The sequence below is a fragment of the Alishewanella sp. BS5-314 genome, from assembly GCF_025377695.1.
Taxonomy (GTDB): Bacteria; Pseudomonadota; Gammaproteobacteria; order Enterobacterales; family Alteromonadaceae; genus Alishewanella; species Alishewanella aestuarii.
This window is the reverse complement of record NZ_JACEHJ010000002.1, coordinates 2,197,761-2,216,129: the sequence shown is the minus strand read 5'-3', so window position 1 is coordinate 2,216,129 and position 18,369 is coordinate 2,197,761. Positions and strand designations below refer to the sequence as shown.

At 53.7% G+C, this 18,369-nt stretch carries 17 protein-coding genes; 16 read left to right on the top strand and 1 reads right to left on the bottom strand.

All coding sequences use genetic code 11. The features are described from left to right. Positions 1–143: 143 nt before the first annotated feature. From mraZ to lpxC, 16 genes are all read left to right on the top strand, one after another. Positions 144–608 carry a division/cell wall cluster transcriptional repressor MraZ gene (gene mraZ, locus H1D31_RS14890; protein ID WP_008606714.1) on the top strand — a complete coding sequence of 155 codons (465 nt, stop codon included), beginning with the start codon at positions 144–146 and terminating at the stop codon, positions 606–608. After that, positions 609–1,547: a 16S rRNA (cytosine(1402)-N(4))-methyltransferase RsmH gene (gene rsmH, locus H1D31_RS14885; protein ID WP_261259595.1), complete on the top strand. Its 939-nt coding sequence runs from the start codon at positions 609–611 to the stop codon at positions 1,545–1,547. Then, positions 1,547–1,855, top strand: coding sequence for a cell division protein FtsL (gene ftsL / locus H1D31_RS14880; RefSeq protein ID WP_008606716.1), 309 nt, complete (start codon positions 1,547–1,549; stop codon positions 1,853–1,855). The genes rsmH and ftsL overlap by 1 nt, the downstream gene beginning before the upstream one ends. Further along, positions 1,852–3,603, top strand: a complete 1,752-nt coding sequence (locus tag H1D31_RS14875; RefSeq protein ID WP_008950279.1) for a peptidoglycan glycosyltransferase FtsI — start codon at positions 1,852–1,854, stop codon at positions 3,601–3,603. The genes ftsL and H1D31_RS14875 overlap by 4 nt, the downstream gene beginning before the upstream one ends. Then, positions 3,593–5,047 (top strand): UDP-N-acetylmuramoyl-L-alanyl-D-glutamate--2,6-diaminopimelate ligase, encoded by a 1,455-nt coding sequence (locus tag H1D31_RS14870; protein WP_261259593.1) that lies wholly within the window; start codon positions 3,593–3,595, stop codon positions 5,045–5,047. The genes H1D31_RS14875 and H1D31_RS14870 overlap by 11 nt, the downstream gene beginning before the upstream one ends. Beyond that, positions 5,044–6,423, top strand: a complete 1,380-nt coding sequence (gene murF / locus H1D31_RS14865; protein WP_008606719.1) for a UDP-N-acetylmuramoyl-tripeptide--D-alanyl-D-alanine ligase — start codon at positions 5,044–5,046, stop codon at positions 6,421–6,423. Before H1D31_RS14870 ends, murF begins: the two co-directional genes overlap by 4 nt. Next, positions 6,417–7,499, top strand: coding sequence for a phospho-N-acetylmuramoyl-pentapeptide-transferase (gene mraY, locus H1D31_RS14860; RefSeq protein ID WP_261259591.1), 1,083 nt, complete (start codon positions 6,417–6,419; stop codon positions 7,497–7,499). The genes murF and mraY overlap by 7 nt, the downstream gene beginning before the upstream one ends. 6 nt (positions 7,500–7,505) lie before the next feature. Beyond that, positions 7,506–8,837, top strand: a complete 1,332-nt coding sequence (murD, locus tag H1D31_RS14855) for a UDP-N-acetylmuramoyl-L-alanine--D-glutamate ligase (protein WP_261259590.1) — start codon at positions 7,506–7,508, stop codon at positions 8,835–8,837. Continuing rightward, positions 8,834–10,033, top strand: coding sequence for a cell division protein FtsW (gene ftsW, locus H1D31_RS14850; protein ID WP_261259589.1), 1,200 nt, complete (start codon positions 8,834–8,836; stop codon positions 10,031–10,033). Before murD ends, ftsW begins: the two co-directional genes overlap by 4 nt. Then, the gene (gene murG, locus H1D31_RS14845; protein WP_261259587.1) at positions 10,026–11,111 is read left to right on the top strand and encodes an undecaprenyldiphospho-muramoylpentapeptide beta-N-acetylglucosaminyltransferase; all 1,086 of its coding nucleotides are present in this window, start codon (positions 10,026–10,028) and stop codon (positions 11,109–11,111) included. The genes ftsW and murG overlap by 8 nt, the downstream gene beginning before the upstream one ends. After that, the gene (murC, locus tag H1D31_RS14840; RefSeq protein WP_261259586.1) at positions 11,108–12,562 is read left to right on the top strand and encodes a UDP-N-acetylmuramate--L-alanine ligase; all 1,455 of its coding nucleotides are present in this window, start codon (positions 11,108–11,110) and stop codon (positions 12,560–12,562) included. Before murG ends, murC begins: the two co-directional genes overlap by 4 nt. Then, positions 12,559–13,470, top strand: coding sequence for a D-alanine--D-alanine ligase (locus H1D31_RS14835; RefSeq protein ID WP_261259585.1), 912 nt, complete (start codon positions 12,559–12,561; stop codon positions 13,468–13,470). The genes murC and H1D31_RS14835 overlap by 4 nt, the downstream gene beginning before the upstream one ends. Before the next feature lie 3 nt (positions 13,471–13,473). Then, positions 13,474–14,226 (top strand): cell division protein FtsQ/DivIB, encoded by a 753-nt coding sequence (locus H1D31_RS14830; RefSeq protein ID WP_008606726.1) that lies wholly within the window; start codon positions 13,474–13,476, stop codon positions 14,224–14,226. Continuing rightward, complete coding sequence (ftsA, locus tag H1D31_RS14825; RefSeq protein WP_039924862.1) at positions 14,223–15,458, top strand: cell division protein FtsA; 1,236 nt, start codon at positions 14,223–14,225, stop codon at positions 15,456–15,458. Before H1D31_RS14830 ends, ftsA begins: the two co-directional genes overlap by 4 nt. A gap of 28 nt (positions 15,459–15,486) precedes the next feature. Then, complete coding sequence (gene ftsZ / locus H1D31_RS14820) at positions 15,487–16,653, top strand: cell division protein FtsZ (RefSeq protein ID WP_008606728.1); 1,167 nt, start codon at positions 15,487–15,489, stop codon at positions 16,651–16,653. Positions 16,654–16,794: 141 nt separating this feature from the next. After that, positions 16,795–17,706 (top strand): UDP-3-O-acyl-N-acetylglucosamine deacetylase, encoded by a 912-nt coding sequence (gene lpxC, locus H1D31_RS14815; protein WP_039924923.1) that lies wholly within the window; start codon positions 16,795–16,797, stop codon positions 17,704–17,706. A 4-nt stretch (positions 17,707–17,710) separates the two neighbouring features. Here lpxC and H1D31_RS14810 read toward each other — a convergent pair whose 3' ends face one another. After that, positions 17,711–18,178 (bottom strand): DUF721 domain-containing protein, encoded by a 468-nt coding sequence (locus H1D31_RS14810; RefSeq protein ID WP_261259584.1) that lies wholly within the window; start codon positions 18,176–18,178, stop codon positions 17,711–17,713. Between the last annotated feature and the right edge of the window lie 191 nt (positions 18,179–18,369).

Here is an 18,369-nt window from a genome sequence, read left to right as displayed (position 1 = left end):
AAACTGTCTCATTGTGGGGATAAGTGGGTAATTGTGGATCATTTTGGAGTGCAGAACGCGCTTAGTGGGATAACTAAGGTGTCACTGCCACGCCATTGAGCGCCACTTTAACGACCGTTAACACTTAATACAGGCAAACAACGATGTTTCGTGGATCATTCACACTGACATTAGATGACAAGGGCCGGTTAGCGCTGCCAGCGCGTTACCGCGACCGCCTTTTGTCTGAAAATCAGGGGCAATTGATCTGTACCATCGACCTGCATGATCCCTGTTTATTACTGTTTCCGCTGGCAGAGTGGGAAGAAATCGAAGAAAAATTGCAGTCACTCTCCAGTTTGAACCCGCAGGAGCGCCGTTTACAGCGCATTTTGCTGGGTAACGCCACCGAATGCGATATGGATAAAAGCGGCCGGATCCTGCTGCCAGCCTTTTTACGGCAGCATGCCAGCCTGGGCAAAAATATCCGTTTGGTGGGCCAACTCAATAAATTTGAAATCTGGGATGAAACCACCTGGCAAGATCGTCTGGCCGCTGATATTGAGCTGGAACAGGCGCAAGCTGGCTCGGTGGAGTTATCCGAACGCTTACAGGATTTTGTACTGTAAATGACCACAACTGAGCATATTTCGGTACTGTTGGCGGAAACGTTGACAGGCCTGGCGATCAAGGCTGATGGCATCTATCTGGATGGCACCTTCGGCCGCGGTGGTCACAGCCGGGAAATCCTGAAACAGCTGGGCCCGCAAGGCCGGCTGTATGCCATAGATCGCGATCCTGCCGCCATCGCTGCCGCAGCCCCACTGCAAGCTGATGCGCGTTTTCATATCACCCACAGCCCCTTTGCCGCCCTGGCGAACATTGCCGAATCTCTGGCTATTTTTGGCAAAATTGACGGTATTTTATTGGATCTTGGCGTTTCTTCCCCACAACTGGATGAAGCTGAGCGTGGTTTTAGTTTTATGCGTGATGGTCCACTGGATATGCGAATGGATCCGACCAGTGGTTTGTCAGCCGCCGAGTGGTTAGCCAGTGCTGATGTTGAAGATATCAGTTTTGTGTTGCGTGAATATGGCGAAGAAAAGTTTGCCTGGCGCATTGCCAACAGCATTGTTAATAGCCGCGCCGAGCAGCCGTTAACCCGCACCGGCCAGCTGGCTGACCTGATTAGCCGCGCGGTTCCAAAGAGTGCCAAAGAGAAAAAGCACCCGGCTACCCGCAGCTTTCAGGCTATCCGTATCTATATCAACAGTGAGCTGGAGCAAGTGAACCTCGCACTGCAGGGCGCTATGGCGGCACTTAAACCTGGTGGCCGTCTGTGTGTCATTAGCTTTCACTCGTTGGAAGATCGGCTGGTGAAACAGTTTATGCGGCGTCATTCCAAGCCTGAAGCGGTACCGCGTGGTTTGCCGCTGACAAATGCCCAGCTGCAACAAGAGGTGCCGTTAAAACTGATCGGCAAGGCCATCATGTCATCTGATACTGAATTGGCGGTCAATCCGCGCGCCCGTAGTGCGGTGCTACGGATCGCTGAGAGGACTGGCTGATGAGCGAGATCCGGTTATCTACTCAAATCAGACAACAATGGCAGCAGCGCAAGCTGGTGCTGTTGTTGTTATTGGCTTGTGTGTTAACCGGCCTGGCCGTGGTGCAGATGGCGCATTTAAACCGGCAATTAACGATCCAGCAGGATCAGAATTACCAGCAGCGTGATCAGCTGGATACCGAGTGGCGCAACCTGTTGCTGGAGCAGCGGGCGCTGGCCGAGCATAGCCGGGTGGAAGAAATTGCCCGCCGGCAACTGAATATGGAAAGACCGAGCGGCAATCGGGATATCACGGTGAGGCAACCATGAAGCGGCCCGTAGCGAAAGCCCAGGCAAAAACCAGGAAGCAGCCGACAGTGTTGGGTTGGCGGTTTGCTTTTGTGATGCTCAGCTTAAGCGCGGTCTTTGTGGCGCTGGTTGCCCGGGCTGCCTGGTTACAGGTGCTGGAGCCGGACATGCTGGTCACTCAGGGCGATTTGCGTACCTTACGGATTGAATCCGACAAGGTGATGCGCGGCATGATCCTGGATCGGCATGGCCAGGCGTTAGCGGTCAGCGTGCCGGTGGAGGCGATCTGGGCCGATCCGAAAGAAGTGATCGAACGCAATGCCGCAGCCGATGAACGGCGCTGGCATGCGCTGGCTGAAATTCTGCAAATGACGCCGCAACAATTATTACAGCGGATTGGTGATAACCCGAGTCGGCGCTTTGTCTATTTGCAGCGTCAGGTAAATCCTGCCGTAGTGGAGTATGTGCGCAAATTAAAGGTGCCTGGAATTCACTTCCGTCAGGAATCGCGGCGCTTTTATCCGGCTGGAGAAGTTGCAGCGCAGTTGATTGGTTTTACCAATATTGACGATGTCGGTGTTGAGGGTATCGAGAAGCGGTTTAACGACTTATTAACCGGTACCGCCGGGCGCAAAGTGTTTCGTAAAGACGCCAAAGGCCGCGAAATTGAAGTGCTGGAGCGTGAAGCGTCACAGGAGCCGGCGGATGTTGTGCTGAGTATCGATCAGCGGATCCAGGCGGTCGCTTATCGCGAGCTGAAAAAAGCCGTGCTGGCGCATGGCGCAGCTTCCGGCTCTGCCGTGGTGGTCGATGTGCATACCGGCGAGATCCTGGCGATGGTCAACAGCCCGTCGTTTAACCCGAATAACCGCCGCAATACGCCAGTGCATCGTTTCCGCAATCGCGCCATCACCGATACCTTTGAGCCCGGTTCTACGATGAAACCACTGGCGGTACTCAGTGCGCTGGAATTTGGCAACGCCAAATTGGATAGCATGGTCGATGTTAGCCCCGGCGTAATGCGGATTGGCGGAAGCTGGGTGCGGGATCCGAATAACTATGGCAGCTTGAGCCTGGGCGGTATCATTCAAAAGTCCAGTAATATGGGCGTGGCCCGTCTGGTGTTACAGATCCCGCATCAAAATGTCATTGGCTTATACAGTAATCTGGGCCTGGGCCAGGATACCGGCACCGGCCTAACCGGCGAGAGCAGCGGTATTTTCAGTTTCCGTCAGCGTTGGTCTGATTTTGAACGCGCTACTTTCTCTTATGGCTATGGCTTATCCGTCACTGCAGTACAGCTGGCCAGAGCCTATGCCACCATTGGCAATGGCGGGGTCAACCGGCCACTGAGCATTCTCAAAGTGGAGCAGCCTGAACCAGGTGAGCGGGTATTAAAACAAGAATATGCGCTGGCGATGTTAGAAATGATGGAAAGCAGTATTGCGCCCGGCGGCACTGCAACCCGGGCACAAATTCCGGGTTACCGCGTCGGTGGCAAAACCGGTACTGCCCGTAAAGCCGTCGCTGGTGGTTACGGTAATGACTATATCGCCTCCTTTGCCGGTGTTGGCCCAATCAGTAATCCACGCTTGGTAACAGTGGTGGTGATTAACGAGCCGGCCGGTGATTTCTACCACGGTGGTGAAATCGCGGCCCCGGTATTTTCCCAGATTATGGGTGCTGCCATGCAGTTACTGAACTTACCGCCGGATGCGCAAAGCCGGCCCAGGATCTCTGCCGTAAGGAGTACACAAAATGCCGGTTAACAGTAAAGTCTGGTTAGCAGCGCAGTGCCCCCAGGTGCCGGAGTGCACACTGGCGGATTTGCGCATTGATAGCCGTCAGGTGCAAACAAATGATGTCTTTATTGCCCTGCCGGGTACCCATACCGATGGTCAGCATTTTATCAGTCAGGCGCTGGCACAAGGCGCAGCCCTGGTACTTACCCATACCGGTAGTTACAGCGATCCGCGGATTCAGGTATTACCCGAGCTGAATACAGTGTTACCCGAGTTGGCAGCCAGTTTCTATGGTCACCCGCAACAACAGCTGACGTTGGTGGGAGTGACCGGCACTAATGGTAAGTCCTCGGTCTGCAGTTTTATCGCGCAGTTGGCAGAGCAGCTTGGACTGAAAAGCGCCATTATCGGTACCCTCGGCTATGGTTCCTGGCAGCAATTAACGCCATTAAAAAATACCACGCCGCACTTTGTTGATTTGCAGCGGATTTTCGCCGAAATGCTGGCCAGTGGTGTACGTCTGGTGGCGATGGAGGTGTCATCTCATGCCTTAGTGCAGCAGCGGGTTGCCGGCCTGGAGTTCGCGGCCGCCGTCTTCACTAACCTGAGCCGGGATCATCTGGATTATCACGGTAGTATGCAGGCCTATGCTGAGGCTAAAGCATTATTGTTTCAACAAGCGCAAAGCCGGTTGGCGGTGCTGAATCTGTCTGATGAAACCGGTCGCATCTATGCCACCAATTGCCAGATCCCGGTGTTTGCTTATGGCAAAACCGCGGACTGTAACGACCCTGCCGCTCTGACCTATCAGTGCGCGGCGCCAAATGAGCAAGGCATTTACTGCGAGCTACAGGCTGACGGTGTGCATTATCAGTTGCAATTACCGCTACTAGGCGAATTTAATGTGCAGAATGCGCTGGCGGCGATACGTTGTCTGCAGGCGCTGGGGCAGCCATTAGCCGCACTGTTACAGGCAGCCGCCAAGCTGAAAGCTGTCGCCGGGCGGATGGAGCAATTTCCGTTTAAAACCGGCGCCACTGTAGTAGTCGATTATGCCCATACCCCGGATGCATTGCGGCAAACCTTACTGGCGCTGCGCGCCCACTGCAGTAACCATCTGTGGACCGTCTTTGGCTGTGGTGGTGATCGCGACAAAGGCAAGAGACCTTTGATGGGGCAACTTGCTGAGCTGTTATCTGATCATGTGATTCTGACTTCGGATAACCCGCGTACCGAAGATCCGCTGCAGATATTGCAGGATATCGCTGCCGGCTTTAGTAATGATCACTGTTATGTACTGGAGCCGGATCGCCGTTCTGCCATTAAGTTAGCAGTGGCACAGGCTCAGGCTGGCGACATAGTGCTGCTTGCCGGTAAGGGCCATGAAACCGAGCAAATTATTGGCCAGACTGCGCTGCACTATGACGAACGCGCCTATGTGCAGCAGCTGCAACGGGAGATGGCCCTATGATCCCGCTCCATTTATCCGAGTTGGCAACCATTCTGCAGGCCCCATTAGTCGGCGAAGACCGGCTGATTGAAAGCATCAGCACCGACAGCCGCACCCTGGAAGGTGCAGCGCTGTTTTTGGCGTTAAAGGGCCCGAATTTTGATGGCAATCAGTTTTTAGCTGAGGTGGCGGCAAAGGGTGCGGTAGCGCTGATTTGCAATCAACAGCCGCCGGTTGCCCTGCCTTATATTCTGGTACCGGATGGCCGCATAGCTTTGGGGCAGATTGGCGCGGCCCTGAAACAACGGCTGGCGCCAAAAACGGTGGCGATTACCGGTAGTGCCGGTAAAACCACGGTAAAAGAAATGCTGGCAGCGATCCTAAGCCAGCAAGGACCGGTATTGGCGACTGCGGGTAATTTTAATAATGACATCGGTGTGCCCCTGACCCTATTGCGGTTAATGCCGGAACACCAATATGCGGTACTTGAACTGGGGGCCAACCATCCCGGCGAGGTAGCTTATACCACGGCGCTGGTGAAGCCGGATGTCGCCTTGATCACCAATGCCGCCGCATCGCATCTGGAGGGCTTTGGCGATGTTTATGGCGTAGCCCGTGCTAAAGCAGAAATTTACAGTGGTTTAACCGATACCGGCAGCGCCGTAGTGTCACTGGACAGTGATTTTAGCGATTACTGGCTGGCGCAGGTCAGACAGCAAGCCTGCCAGACCTTTAGTTTACAAAATCCGGCAGCAGATTTTTATGCCTCTGACATTCGTCTGGATGCCAGTGGTTGTGCGCATTTTCTGTTACATAGCCCGCAGGGCAACGCGCAAATCCAGCTGAAAATCCCCGGCCGGCATAATGTTGCTAATGCGCTGGCCGCTGCGGCAGCCGCCCTCGGACTGGGCCTGAATTTACAGCAAGTACAGCGCGGCCTGCTCGGGATGCAAGCGGTTAAAGGCCGTACTAATTTGCTGACGCCCAAAGCCGGTCTGAAAATTATTGACGACACCTACAATGCGAATGTGGAATCGGTAAAAGCGGCCATTGACTTGCTGGCCAGCTATTCGGGCTTCCGCGGCTTGTTACTCGGTGATATGGGTGAGTTGGGTGCTGACGCCCGTTTATACCACGAACAGATTGGCGATTATGCCAAAAAAGCCGGTATTAATCTGTTATTCACTGTTGGTGTGTTATCACAGAGCGCCAGTGACCGCTTTGGTGTTACTGGTGCCCATTTTAGTCAACAGCAAACGCTGGTCGAGCATTTGCTACCAATCATTGCCGGTCAACAAGACGTTACGCTCCTGGTGAAAGGTTCACGCAGCGCGAGAATGGAAAAGGTTGTACAGGACTTGCTAGAACGTTGTCAGCAGGAGACTCAGCCATGTTAGTGTGGTTAGCAGAGTATTTAACACAGTATATCAGCGCCTTTAATGTGATCAGTTATCTGACATTTCGGGCGATTTTGGGCGTATTAACCGCCTTGTTACTCAGCCTGTATCTTGGGCCCAAGCTGATCGCCGCCTTACAGCGGATGCAAATTGGGCAGGTAGTGCGCAATGACGGTCCGGAGAGCCATTTCTCGAAGAAAGGCACGCCGACGATGGGCGGACTGCTGATCCTCGGTTCAATTCTGATTTCGACCTTGCTATGGGCTAACCTGAGCAATAAATACATCTGGGTGGTGCTGTTTGTACTGGTCAGCTTTGGCGCCATCGGCTTTATTGATGATTACCGCAAAGTAATCCGCAAGGATCCCAAGGGTCTGATCGCGCGCTGGAAGTACTTCTGGCAATCGGTATTTGCGCTGTTAACCGCGTTTTTCCTGTATGCCACGGCTGAGCGGCCGGCGGAAACTGCGCTGCTATTACCCTTTTTCAAAGAGGTGATGCCACAGCTGGGCTTACTGTTTATCGCGTTGGCCTATTTTGTGATTGTCGGTACCAGTAATGCCGTCAATCTGACCGACGGTCTGGATGGTCTGGCCATAGTGCCGACTATTATGGTCGCCGGCGCCTTTGCCATTATTGCCTATGCCAGCGGTAACGTGAACTTTGCCAACTATCTGAATATTCCTTTCCTACCTTATGCCGGGGAGCTGGTGGTGTTCTGCGCCGCCCTTATTGGTGCAGGTTTAGGTTTCCTTTGGTTTAACACCTACCCGGCGCTGGTGTTTATGGGCGATGTCGGTTCCCTAGCGCTGGGTGCGGTGCTTGGCGTGATTGCCATTCTGGTACGGCAAGAAATCGTGCTGTTTATTATGGGCGGTATCTTTGTGATGGAAACCCTGTCGGTGATCCTGCAAGTGGGCTCCTACAAACTGCGCAAACAGCGGATTTTCCGGATGGCGCCAATCCATCACCATTACGAATTAAAGGGCTGGCCTGAGCCACGGGTGATCGTGCGCTTCTGGATCCTGTCGATCATCTTTGTGCTGGTCGGGTTAGCCACCCTGAAACTGAGATAAGAAGCTATGCCAGATTTGTTGACTGCTAAACGTATCGCTGTCGTCGGGCTGGGCCAATCAGGTCTGGCCACGGTGCGTTTTTTGCTGTCAAAAGGTCTGAAGCCGGTGCTAATGGATACCCGTAAGCAACCGGCCGGGCTGGAACAGATCGCACCAGAAAAGGTAGATGGTATCTATTTAGGTGAGCTAGATGCCAACCGTCTGGCACAGATGGAGCTGATTATTGTCAGCCCCGGCTTATCAGTTAAGCATCCGGCGCTGCGTTTTGCCCGCCTGCAGGGTGCGACAGTGCTGGGTGATGTTGAACTCTTTGCCCGTTTCAACACTAAACCTGTGGTGGCAATAACAGGTTCTAATGGCAAATCTACCGTCACCCGCCTGACCGAAGCGATGTTACAGCAAAGTGGTATCAAAGCGCTGGCCGCTGGCAATATCGGTTTGCCGGTATTGGATGCGCTGGCGGAGCCAAGCGCAGAGGTCTATGTGCTGGAATTATCCAGCTTTCAGCTGGAAACAACCGACAGTTTACAGCTCGTTGCCGCGGCTAACCTGAATGTCAGTGCCGACCACCTCGACCGCTATAACGATTTGGCCGATTACGCAGCTGCCAAGCAACGTATTTATCAGCACAGCGCGTTGGCGGTTTATAACGCAGAAGATAACCTGACGCTGCCGGCAACCTCCGGGCCACGGCTTGGTTTGAGCTTACAGGATACTGGCAGTGGCTATGGCATAGTGCAGCATCAGCAGCAGGAGTATCTGCTGGTCGCTGGGGCGCCATTGCTGCCGGTATCTGAGCTGAGTTTATTTGGCAAACATAATCAGTTTAATGCGCTGGCTGCTGCAGCGTTAGCCTTAGCGGCAGGTGCCAGCCGCGAGGCAATTGCCACCACATTAAAAACCTTCCGTGGCCTGGCGCATCGTTGTGAGCTGGTGCTGGAGCGAAACCGCGTACGCTGGGTCAACGATTCCAAGGGCACCAATATCGGCGCAACCCTGGCTGCGTTGGCCGGACTGCGCAGCAGTGTCAAAGGCAAGTTGATCCTGATTGCTGGCGGTGATGCCAAGGGTGCTGATCTGACTGAATTGCAACCGGCGCTGCAGCGCGATGTGCAGCAACTGATTACGCTGGGGCAGGATGGCCCGGCGCTTGCGGCACTGTTACCTGACAGCATTCAGGTAAAAACGCTGCAGCAGGCGGTAAAAACAGCGGCGAGTCTGGCGAAACCCGGTGATATGGTGTTGTTGTCGCCGGCCTGTGCCAGCCTGGATATGTTTAAAAGTTATGCCGATCGCGGTGAGCAGTTCGCGGCTGCAGTCCGGGAGTTAAAGCCATGAAAGCCTTAACCCTGCCAGCACGTTTTAACCCCTTGCCACGTTTGGATGCCTGGTGGCAAGCCCGAGACGAGGGCACCTTTGATAATGTGTTCCTGACCGCATTGCTGCTGGTGCTGGCCTTTGGTCTGGTGATGGTGACCAGTGCCTCGATCCCGGTAGCAGAGCGGCTCTATGGTAATCCGCTGCACTTTACCATCCGGCATTTAATTTATATGGCGATGGGTTTTACCGCAGCCTATGTTGTGACCCGTTTACCGGTCAGTTTCTGGCACACTTACAATATGCAGCTGTTATTTGCTGCCCTGGCCTTACTGGTTGCGGTATTGATTTTTGGTAAAAACGTCAATGGTTCTACCCGTTGGCTGGCGTTAGGCCCGATTAATATTCAGGGGGCTGAGCCGGCGAAGTTATTCTTTTTTTCCTATCTGGCCAGCTATCTGGTGCGCCGGCATGAAGAAGTACGGGAAAACCTGATGGGCTTTTTAAAACCACTGCTAATGCTGTTTGTGGTGGCGGTACTGCTGCTGATGCAGCCTGACCTGGGTACCGTTATCGTGATGTTTGCGACAGCAGTGGTACTGTTATTTTTAGCTGGTGCCAAACTCTGGCAGTTTATTGCACTGATCCTCACCGGTCTGGCGGCGATCGCGGTGTTGATATTTTACAGCGAGTATCGCTGGCGTCGGGTGACTGCTTTCCTCGATCCCTGGGCCGATCCTTTTGGCAGCGGCTATCAGTTAACGCAGTCGTTAATGGCTTTTGGCCGTGGCGGCTGGTCTGGTCAGGGGCTGGGTAACAGTATTCAGAAGCTGGAATACCTGCCGGAAGCCCATACCGACTTTATTATTTCGGTGATTGCCGAAGAAACCGGTTTCTTCGGTGTGGCGCTGCTCCTCAGCCTGTTGTTCCTGATGGTGTTCCGCGCTTTATTGATGGGCAGCCGTGCCCTGCAAAAAGGCATGAGTTTCCATGGTTTTCTGGCCTATGCCCTGGCGATCTGGATTGGCTTTCAAACGGCGGTCAATGCCGGTATGGCCAGTGGCTTGCTACCAACCAAAGGTATGACCTTGCCCTTTGTCAGCTATGGCGGCAGTAGCCTGATTATTATGCTGATGGCTGCCGCTTTGCTGCTGCGGATTGATTTTGAAGTCAGGTTACAGGGTAAACAAGCAGTGAGTGGAGGTAAGCATGACTAAACCTCTGGCACTGATTATGGCCGGTGGTACCGGTGGTCATATCTTCCCGGCGCTGGCGGTAGCCAGAGCGCTGCAGGCGGATGGCTGGGATATCGCCTGGCTTGGTACTGCAGATCGGATGGAAGCACGGCTGGTGCCGGAATTTGGTTTACCCTTTTACCCGATCGAGGTAGCTGGGTTACGCGGTAAAGGTTGGCGCAGTAAGTTGCTGGCACCCTGGATGCTGGTCAAAGCTCTGCTGCAGGCCAAACGCCTGGTTACACAACTGCAGCCGACACTGGTATTGGGCTTTGGTGGTTATGCCAGTGGTCCCGGTGGTCTGGCGGCACGCTTAAGCGGCATCCCCTTGTTGATCCACGAGCAGAATGCGGTACCCGGCAGCACCAATAAACTGCTGGCACAGCTGGCCGTTAAGGTGTTGGTAGCCTTTCCGCAGGCCTTTGCCGAGTCGGTGAAACAGCAGCTGGTTGGCAATCCGGTACGCAATGAAGTGATTAATTGCCGTCTTGGCCGGCAGCAGAATCCTGAGCTGCGGGTACTGGTGGTCGGAGGCAGCCTCGGCGCCAAAGCGTTGAATGAACAATTACCAGCGCAACTGGCGCAGCTGGCCAGACAGGGGCAAGTTGCGGTCTGGCATCAAACAGGTGAAGCCATGCGCGATACGGTCGATGCCGCTTACCAACCACTACGTCAGCTTGGCATGACGGTTGAAGTTGAGGCCTTTATCAAAGATATGGCCGCTGCCTATCGCTGGGCCGATGTGGTGATTTGCCGCGCCGGTGCACTAACGGTGAGTGAAGTAGCCGCTGCCGGCATTGCCGCCATCTTTGTACCGCTGCCCACCGCCATTGACGATCATCAGACCGCCAATGCGCGCAGTCTGACCAGTGTCGATGCAGCCTGGCTATTACCGCAAAATCAGCTGACACAGCCGGGTATAGTGCCATTACTGGCCGGTGCTTTAACAGATAAAACCGAGCTGCAGCGCCGGGCAGATAAAGCCCGCGCTTTCGCACTCGATAATGCAGCGGCAGAGGTGGTGACCTTGTGCCGGCAAGTAACAGGACAAGTAGTATGATTACGACACTGCAACAGAAAAAACAGGCTATGCGCCGGGTCGAACGGATCCATTTTGTTGGCATTGGTGGTGCCGGTATGGGCGGCATTGCCGAGGTGCTGCTAAACGAAGGCTATAAAGTCAGCGGCTCTGATATCGCGCCAGGCGCGGTGACCGAGCGCTTAATCAGCCTGGGGGCTGAGATAGTGTTTGGTCATGCCGCCAGTCATGTCCAGGGCGCCAGTGTGGTGGTGGTTTCCAGCGCCATCAAACAGGAAAACCCGGAAGTGGCTGCGGCACGCGAACAGCGGATCCCGGTGGTGCGCCGGGCAGAAATGTTAGGTGAATTGATGCGCTTTCGCCATGGCATCGCCATCGCCGGCACGCACGGTAAAACCACGACCACCAGTTTAATGGCATCTGTTTTTGCTGAAGCCGGTGCCGATCCGACCTTTGTGATTGGTGGCTTGTTAAATTCTGCCGGCTCTAACGCCCGGCTTGGCGCCGGGCGCTATCTGATTGCCGAAGCCGACGAAAGTGATGCCTCCTTTTTACATTTACAGCCGATGGCGACGGTAATTACTAATATCGAAGCCGACCATATGGATACCTATCAGGGTGACTTTGAAAAGCTAAAAGCCACTTACCTGGAGTTTTTGCATAATCTGCCGTTTTACGGCTTAGCGGTTGTCTGCCTGGATGATGCTGTGCTACGCGGCCTGATCCCGCAAATTGGTCGTACTGTGCTGACCTATGGCTTTAGCGAAGATGCCGATTACCGGATCAGTGAGTTTAGTCAGTTAGGCACCCGCAGCCAGTTTGTGATCACCGATCCGGCCGGTAACCAGCGCGAAATCAGCCTGAATTTACCGGGCCGGCATAATGCACTCAACGCCACAGCGGTATTTGCGCTGGCGCAGGACGAGGGCATTGCAGAGCAGGCAATTTTGGCGGCATTAAATAAATTCGAAGGTATAGGCCGGCGTTTTCAACAATACGGCGAGTTTGACACCGGCCGTGGTAAGGTGCTGCTGTTAGATGATTATGGTCACCACCCGACCGAAGTGGCTGCTACTGTTGCCGCAGTGCGCAGTGCCTGGCCACAACGCCGTCTGGTAATGTGTTACCAGCCACACCGCTATACCCGCACCCGTGATCTTTATGACGACTTTGCCCGGGTGCTGTCAGAAGTGGATACGTTATTGCTGCTGGAAGTGTATGCTGCCGGTGAAGCACCGATAGCTGGCGCTGACAGTCGCAGCCTGGCGCGCTCTATTCGCGCCCGTGGCCAACTGGAGCCGATCTATGTTGCACAACCGGCAGATTTGGCAGCCAGTCTGGCAGAAGTATTACAGGATGGTGATGTGGTGCTGACACAAGGTGCCGGCAATATTGGTAGCCTGGTGAAACAGCTGGCTGCCATGCAACTCGATATTGAACAGTTAAAAGCAACCAAGGGAGCTGCGCAATGAGCCAGAATGCAAAAGTTGCCGTGATGTTTGGTGGCCGCTCGGCAGAGCGCGAGGTGTCGCTGCGCTCCGGTAAGGCAGTATTAGCGGCGTTGCAGGATGCCGGTATCAATGCCTTTGCTTTTGATCCGAAGGAACAACCACTGGCCAGCCTGAGCGCCGATAAAGTCTTTATCGTGCTACATGGTCGTGGTGGTGAAGATGGCACCATGCAAGGTGCTTTACAGCAACTGGGATTACCCTATACCGGCAGCGGCGTGCTGGGCTCAGCGCTGGCGATGGATAAAATTCGCTGTAAATGGCTGTTTCAGGCGCAGGGCTTACCAACAGCACCTTTCTTAGTAGTGCGTCCGGGCGATACCGATTATGCCGCCATGTTGCAACAGCTCGGCGGTAAGGTGATGGTTAAGCCTGCTAATGAAGGCTCCAGCATTGGCATGAGTGCGGCCAGCAATTCGGCAGAGCTGGCAACGGCTATCGCCACCGCCCATCAATATGATCAGGAAGTGTTGGTTGAGCGTTGGATTGACGGCCGGGAATTTACCATTGCCATTTTAAATGACCAGGTATTACCGATAGTTGAAATGCGCACGCCGCGCGCGTTTTATGATTACGAAGCCAAATATCAGGCCAATAGTACGGAGTATCTGTGTCCGGCGCCATTGACGGCGGAGCTTACCGCGGCAATGCAGCAAAGCGCGCTGGCCGCTTTTAAAGCGGTAGGTGCCAGTGGCTGGGGTAGGGTTGATCTGATGCTGGATCAGAGCGGACAGCACTATTTACTGGAAGTGAACACTGTACCGGGAATGACTGAGAAATCGCTGGTACCTATGGCGGCCAAGGCGGCCGGTTATAGCTTCCAGCAATTAGTACTGGCGATTTTACAACAAGCTGACAGCGCCCGGAGCTAATGGATGAAAGCTGAGCAGACGCAGATCACACCACGCAGCCGCACCGAGTTTGTGCTGGGCCTGGTGTTCTTTGTCTGTTCGATATTGTTTTTACTGTATCTGATTGCCGAGGTGCGCAACTGGGTACGGGATCAACAAAGTGCGCCGATTTCGCAGGTACGGTTGTATGGCAAGTTTCAGCAGTTGGATGTCAACAGCCTGCAGCAGCGCTTGCATCAGGAATATGTGGGTAATTTTTTTCGGGTGGACGTGGATCAGGTGCAGCAGTTCCTGCAACAGCAGCCATGGGTGTATCAGAGTGCCGTGCGCAAACTTTGGCCTGATACGCTGGTGGTAGTGGTAACGGAACAGCAGCCGGTAGCAATTTGGAATGGTGAGCAGTTACTGAACGAGAAAGGGCAGGTGTTTGCTGCCCCAATACAACAACTGAACCAACCCTTGCCCTGGCTGTACGGTCCGGATGGGACCGAGCAGGATGCCCTGAACATGTTCGGCCGCATGCAGCAGTTAATGGCGCTGCATCAGTTTGATGTGCAAAAAGTGTATTTAACCGAACGCTTTGCCTGGCGGCTGGAACTGGCCGATGGCCTGAGTTTGCAGCTGGGCCGCGAAGATACGCTGAAGCGGTTACAACGCTTTATTGAGTTGTACCCGACGATGCAACAGCACCAGGCCGGGATGGCTGAGGTGGATTTACGTTATGACACGGGTATTGCCGTGCGCTATGCAGTAACAGACACTAAGAGAAAAACATGACAAAGTCAGCAGAACGGGATTTGATTGTTGGTCTGGATATCGGCACCGCCCAGATAAAGGCGGTAGTGGGTGAGATCACCGCCGACAACCAGTTAAGCATCGTCGGCGTCGGCACTCATGCCTCGCGGGGTATGGATAAAGGTGGCGTCAACGATCTGAACCTGGTGGTGCAGGCGGTGCAACGCGCCATTAACGAGGCCGAACTGATGGCCGATTGCCAGGTCTCCTCGGTGTATCTGGGGATCACCGGTAAGCATATCCGCTGCCAGAACGAAAGCGGGATGGTACCGATCAATGATACCGAGGTAACGGCCGATGATGTGGCCAGCGTGATCCATGCTGCCAAGTCAGTGCCGATCTCTGCCGAGCGCCGGATGCTGCATGTGTTACCGCAAGAGTTTTCGGTTGATATGCAGGAAGGTATTAAAAGCCCGGTTGGCATGTCAGGTGTACGGATGGAGGCCCGTGCCCATATCATCACCTGCGCCAATGATATGGCGAAGAATATTGAAAAGTGTGTTGAGCGTTGCGGCTTACAGGTTGATCAACTGATTTTCAGCGCCCTGGCGTCCAGTTATGCGGTACTGACTGATGATGAGAAAGAACTCGGTGTCTGCGTGGTTGACATTGGTGGCGGCACCATTGATATCGCCATCTTCACCAATGGTGCTCTGCGACATACCGCAGTGATCCCGGTGGCCGGTAATCAGGTGACCAGTGATATTGCCAAGATTTTCCGCACACCAATCAGCCATGCTGAAGACATTAAGGTGCAGTATGCCTGTGCCCTGCGCAGTATGGTGGGGAAAGAAGAAAGTATCGAAGTACCCAGTGTCGGTGGCCGCCCAGCCCGTTCTATGTCGCGTCATACGCTGGCAGAAGTGGTAGAGCCGCGTTACCAGGAATTGTTTGAACTGGTGTTGGAAGAGATCCGCTCCAGTGGTTTGGAAGAGCAGATTGCTGCCGGTTTGGTGCTAACCGGTGGTACCGCCAAGATGGAAGGTGCGGTCGAGTTTGCAGAAGATATTTTCCAGATGCCGGTACGACTCGGTTATCCGATGCATGTTACCGGACTACGGGATTATGTCAGTGACCCGGCTTATGCCAGCGTCATTGGCTTATTACTTTATGGCAAAGATGTGCGCAGCCAGCAAAAAGCTGCCGGTCAGAGCCGGGAATCTGTCAGCGGCTGGCTGAAAAAAATCAGCAGCTGGTTTAACGGTCAATTTTAAGTAAGCGTAAAAAAACGGAGAGAGAGCTATGTTTGAGTTAATGGAAAACCACAGCGAAGAAGCTGTCATTAAAGTAGTAGGGGTTGGCGGTGGCGGCGGTAACGCCGTGGAATATATGGTCGCCAGTAATATCGAAGGGGTAGAGTTTATTGCTGCCAATACCGATGCCCAGGCGCTGCGTAATTCCTCAGCCAATGTCACCCTGCAGCTAGGCGCGGGTGTGACCAAAGGTCTGGGTGCCGGCGCCAATCCGGAGATCGGGCGTCGTTCTGCTGAGGAAGATCGGGAAACCATCAAGAAAACCCTGCAGGGCGCAGATATGGTATTTATCGCTGCTGGCATGGGCGGTGGTACTGGTACCGGGGCAGCACCTATCGTTGCCGAAGTGGCTAAAGAACTGGGGATCCTGACGGTTGCCGTAGTGACCAAGCCATTCCCGTTCGAAGGTAAAAAGCGCAGCGCCTTTGCCGACGAAGGGATTAGCGAGCTAAGCCAACATGTCGATTCATTGATCACCATCCCGAACGACAAGTTATTAAAAGTACTAGGCAAGGGTACGAGCTTGCTGGATGCGTTTAAAGCCGCCAATAACGTATTACTGGGCGCAGTACAGGGTATTGCCGAGTTAATTACCCGGCCGGGTCTGATCAACGTGGACTTTGCCGACGTACGTACAGTAATGTCGGAAATGGGCACTGCGATGATGGGTACTGGCCGCGCTACTGGCCCGGACCGTGCCGAAGAAGCCGCCGAGCAAGCCATTTCCAGCCCGCTGCTGGAAGATATTGATTTGTCTGGCGCTAAGGGCATTCTGGTTAACATCACTGCGGGTCTGGATATCAGTATCGAAGAGTTTGAAACGGTCGGTAACGCCGTAAAAGCCTTCGCGTCTGAAAATGCGACTGTGGTTGTCGGTGCCGTAATTGATCCGGAAATGCGTGATGAGCTGCGGGTTACTGTAGTAGCAACCGGTATTGGTGCTGATCGCAAGCCAGATATCAGCCTGGTACCAACTCACCGCCCTGAGCCGGTGAACCACGGTTATGTACAACATGGTAACACCATGCGGCAAAGTGCACCGCAGCCAGCAGTGCAGCGCGAAGAAATGTTACAGCCTAAGGTACAACCGGAAGTGAAAGGCGGCGGTATCGATATTTTTGATATCCCGGCGTTCTTGCGTAAACAAGCGGACTAAGGTCCGCGCTGTTGCACGGTAGACAGGCGTCAGGCAGCAGATGCAGTTCATCCGCTGTTCAGTCACTATTTGGCATAGTGTCTTGCATGTGTTATGCTGCGCGCCCATTTTGTTTGCTTAGATAATGAGCAGGATAAAATTATGATTAAACAACGTACCATCAGCCAAATCGTCAGCACCGTCGGTGTTGGATTACACAAAGGTGAAAAGGTTACGCTTACTCTCCGGCCTGCGCCTGATAACACGGGAATTATTTTCCGTCGTGTTGATCTGGACCCGGTAGTTGACTTTAAAATCACCCCCTCTCTGGTGGGTGATACGGTCATGTGTACCTGTTTAATCAATGAGCAGGGCGTGCGCCTGTCTACTACAGAACATTTAATGGCCGCTATCGCTGGACTTGGCATCGATAATCTGGTGATTGATGTCGATGCCCCGGAAATTCCGATTATGGACGGTAGCGCCAATCCTTTTGTTTACCTGTTGCTGGAAGCTGGCATCAGCGAACAGCGGCTGGCGAAAAAGTTTATCCGCATCAAGCGGCCGGTTCGGGTTGAAGATGGCGATAAATGGGCCGAGTTTAAGCCTTACAATGGCTTTAAGCTCGACTTTGCCATCAGCTTTAACCATCCGGTGATCTCTGAAACCACACAGCATCTGGTGATGGATTTCTCAGCTGCCGCCTTTATTAAAGAAATCAGCCGTGCCCGTACTTTCGGTTTCCTGCATGAAGTTGAGTATCTGCGGGCGAATAATCTGGCGCTCGGCGGTAGTATGGATAATGCGGTGGTACTGGATGAGTACCGCGTATTAAATCAGGATGGCTTGCGCTACGAAGACGAATTTATCAAGCACAAGATCCTGGATGCCATTGGTGACCTTTACATGGCTGGCTACAGTATTCTGGGTGAGTTCAAATCCTTTAAGACCGGGCATGCGCTGAACAACCAGCTGTTGGCTGCGGTACTGGCTAATCAGGAAAACTGGGAATTTGCCACCTTTGACGATAAAGCCGAGCTGCCAATCTCCTATCTGGCGCCGCAACTGGCGTAAATCGCTAATTTTTCCCCTGCAACAGGCGTTGTAATGCTTGTTGCAGCGGCCCTGCCGTTTGTTCTGCTAACTGCGATAATTGCTGTCTGGTTTGCTCGCTCAGCGCTGTTTTGCTGGGCTGATAAGGCTTAGCGGCCGTCTCCTGCACACTAAACCTGCTATTTTGCCCGTTTGGCGAAACCTCAATGTCAAGACCCGCTAAATCAGGCAAGATTTTTTGCCGGAAATTGGCTAAAATGGCGTCGCGCTGCATTTTCAGTCGGGTAGCCCAGGCTGCTGAGCTGCACAGGATCACCGCTCGTCCGTCTTTCAGATTCACCACCTGACAAAACCCCAGGTCCGGTAATTGGAGAAGGGCGGCCAGTTCGGTATTGAATTGCTGCAACAGGCTGTATTGCTGTTGCACTGTGGCCAGTGGACTGTTGCTCAGTAAATGAGAAAGATCTTCCGGTTTGTGATTATAACGTTTCATCGGATCATTGACCTGGCAGACTGAAGCTGCAGTTTAGCAGTTTTTTAGTGGTGGCCATAGCTTTGCCCTTGAAAGGCACTGTCAATAGCGCCATATCCTGCTAACATCTGCCGGTACTGGCCTGCTGCGCGGGTCACAGCATACGAATAACACTGGCGAAGCCAGGGCTGCAGCAACACTCAGGGCAAGTA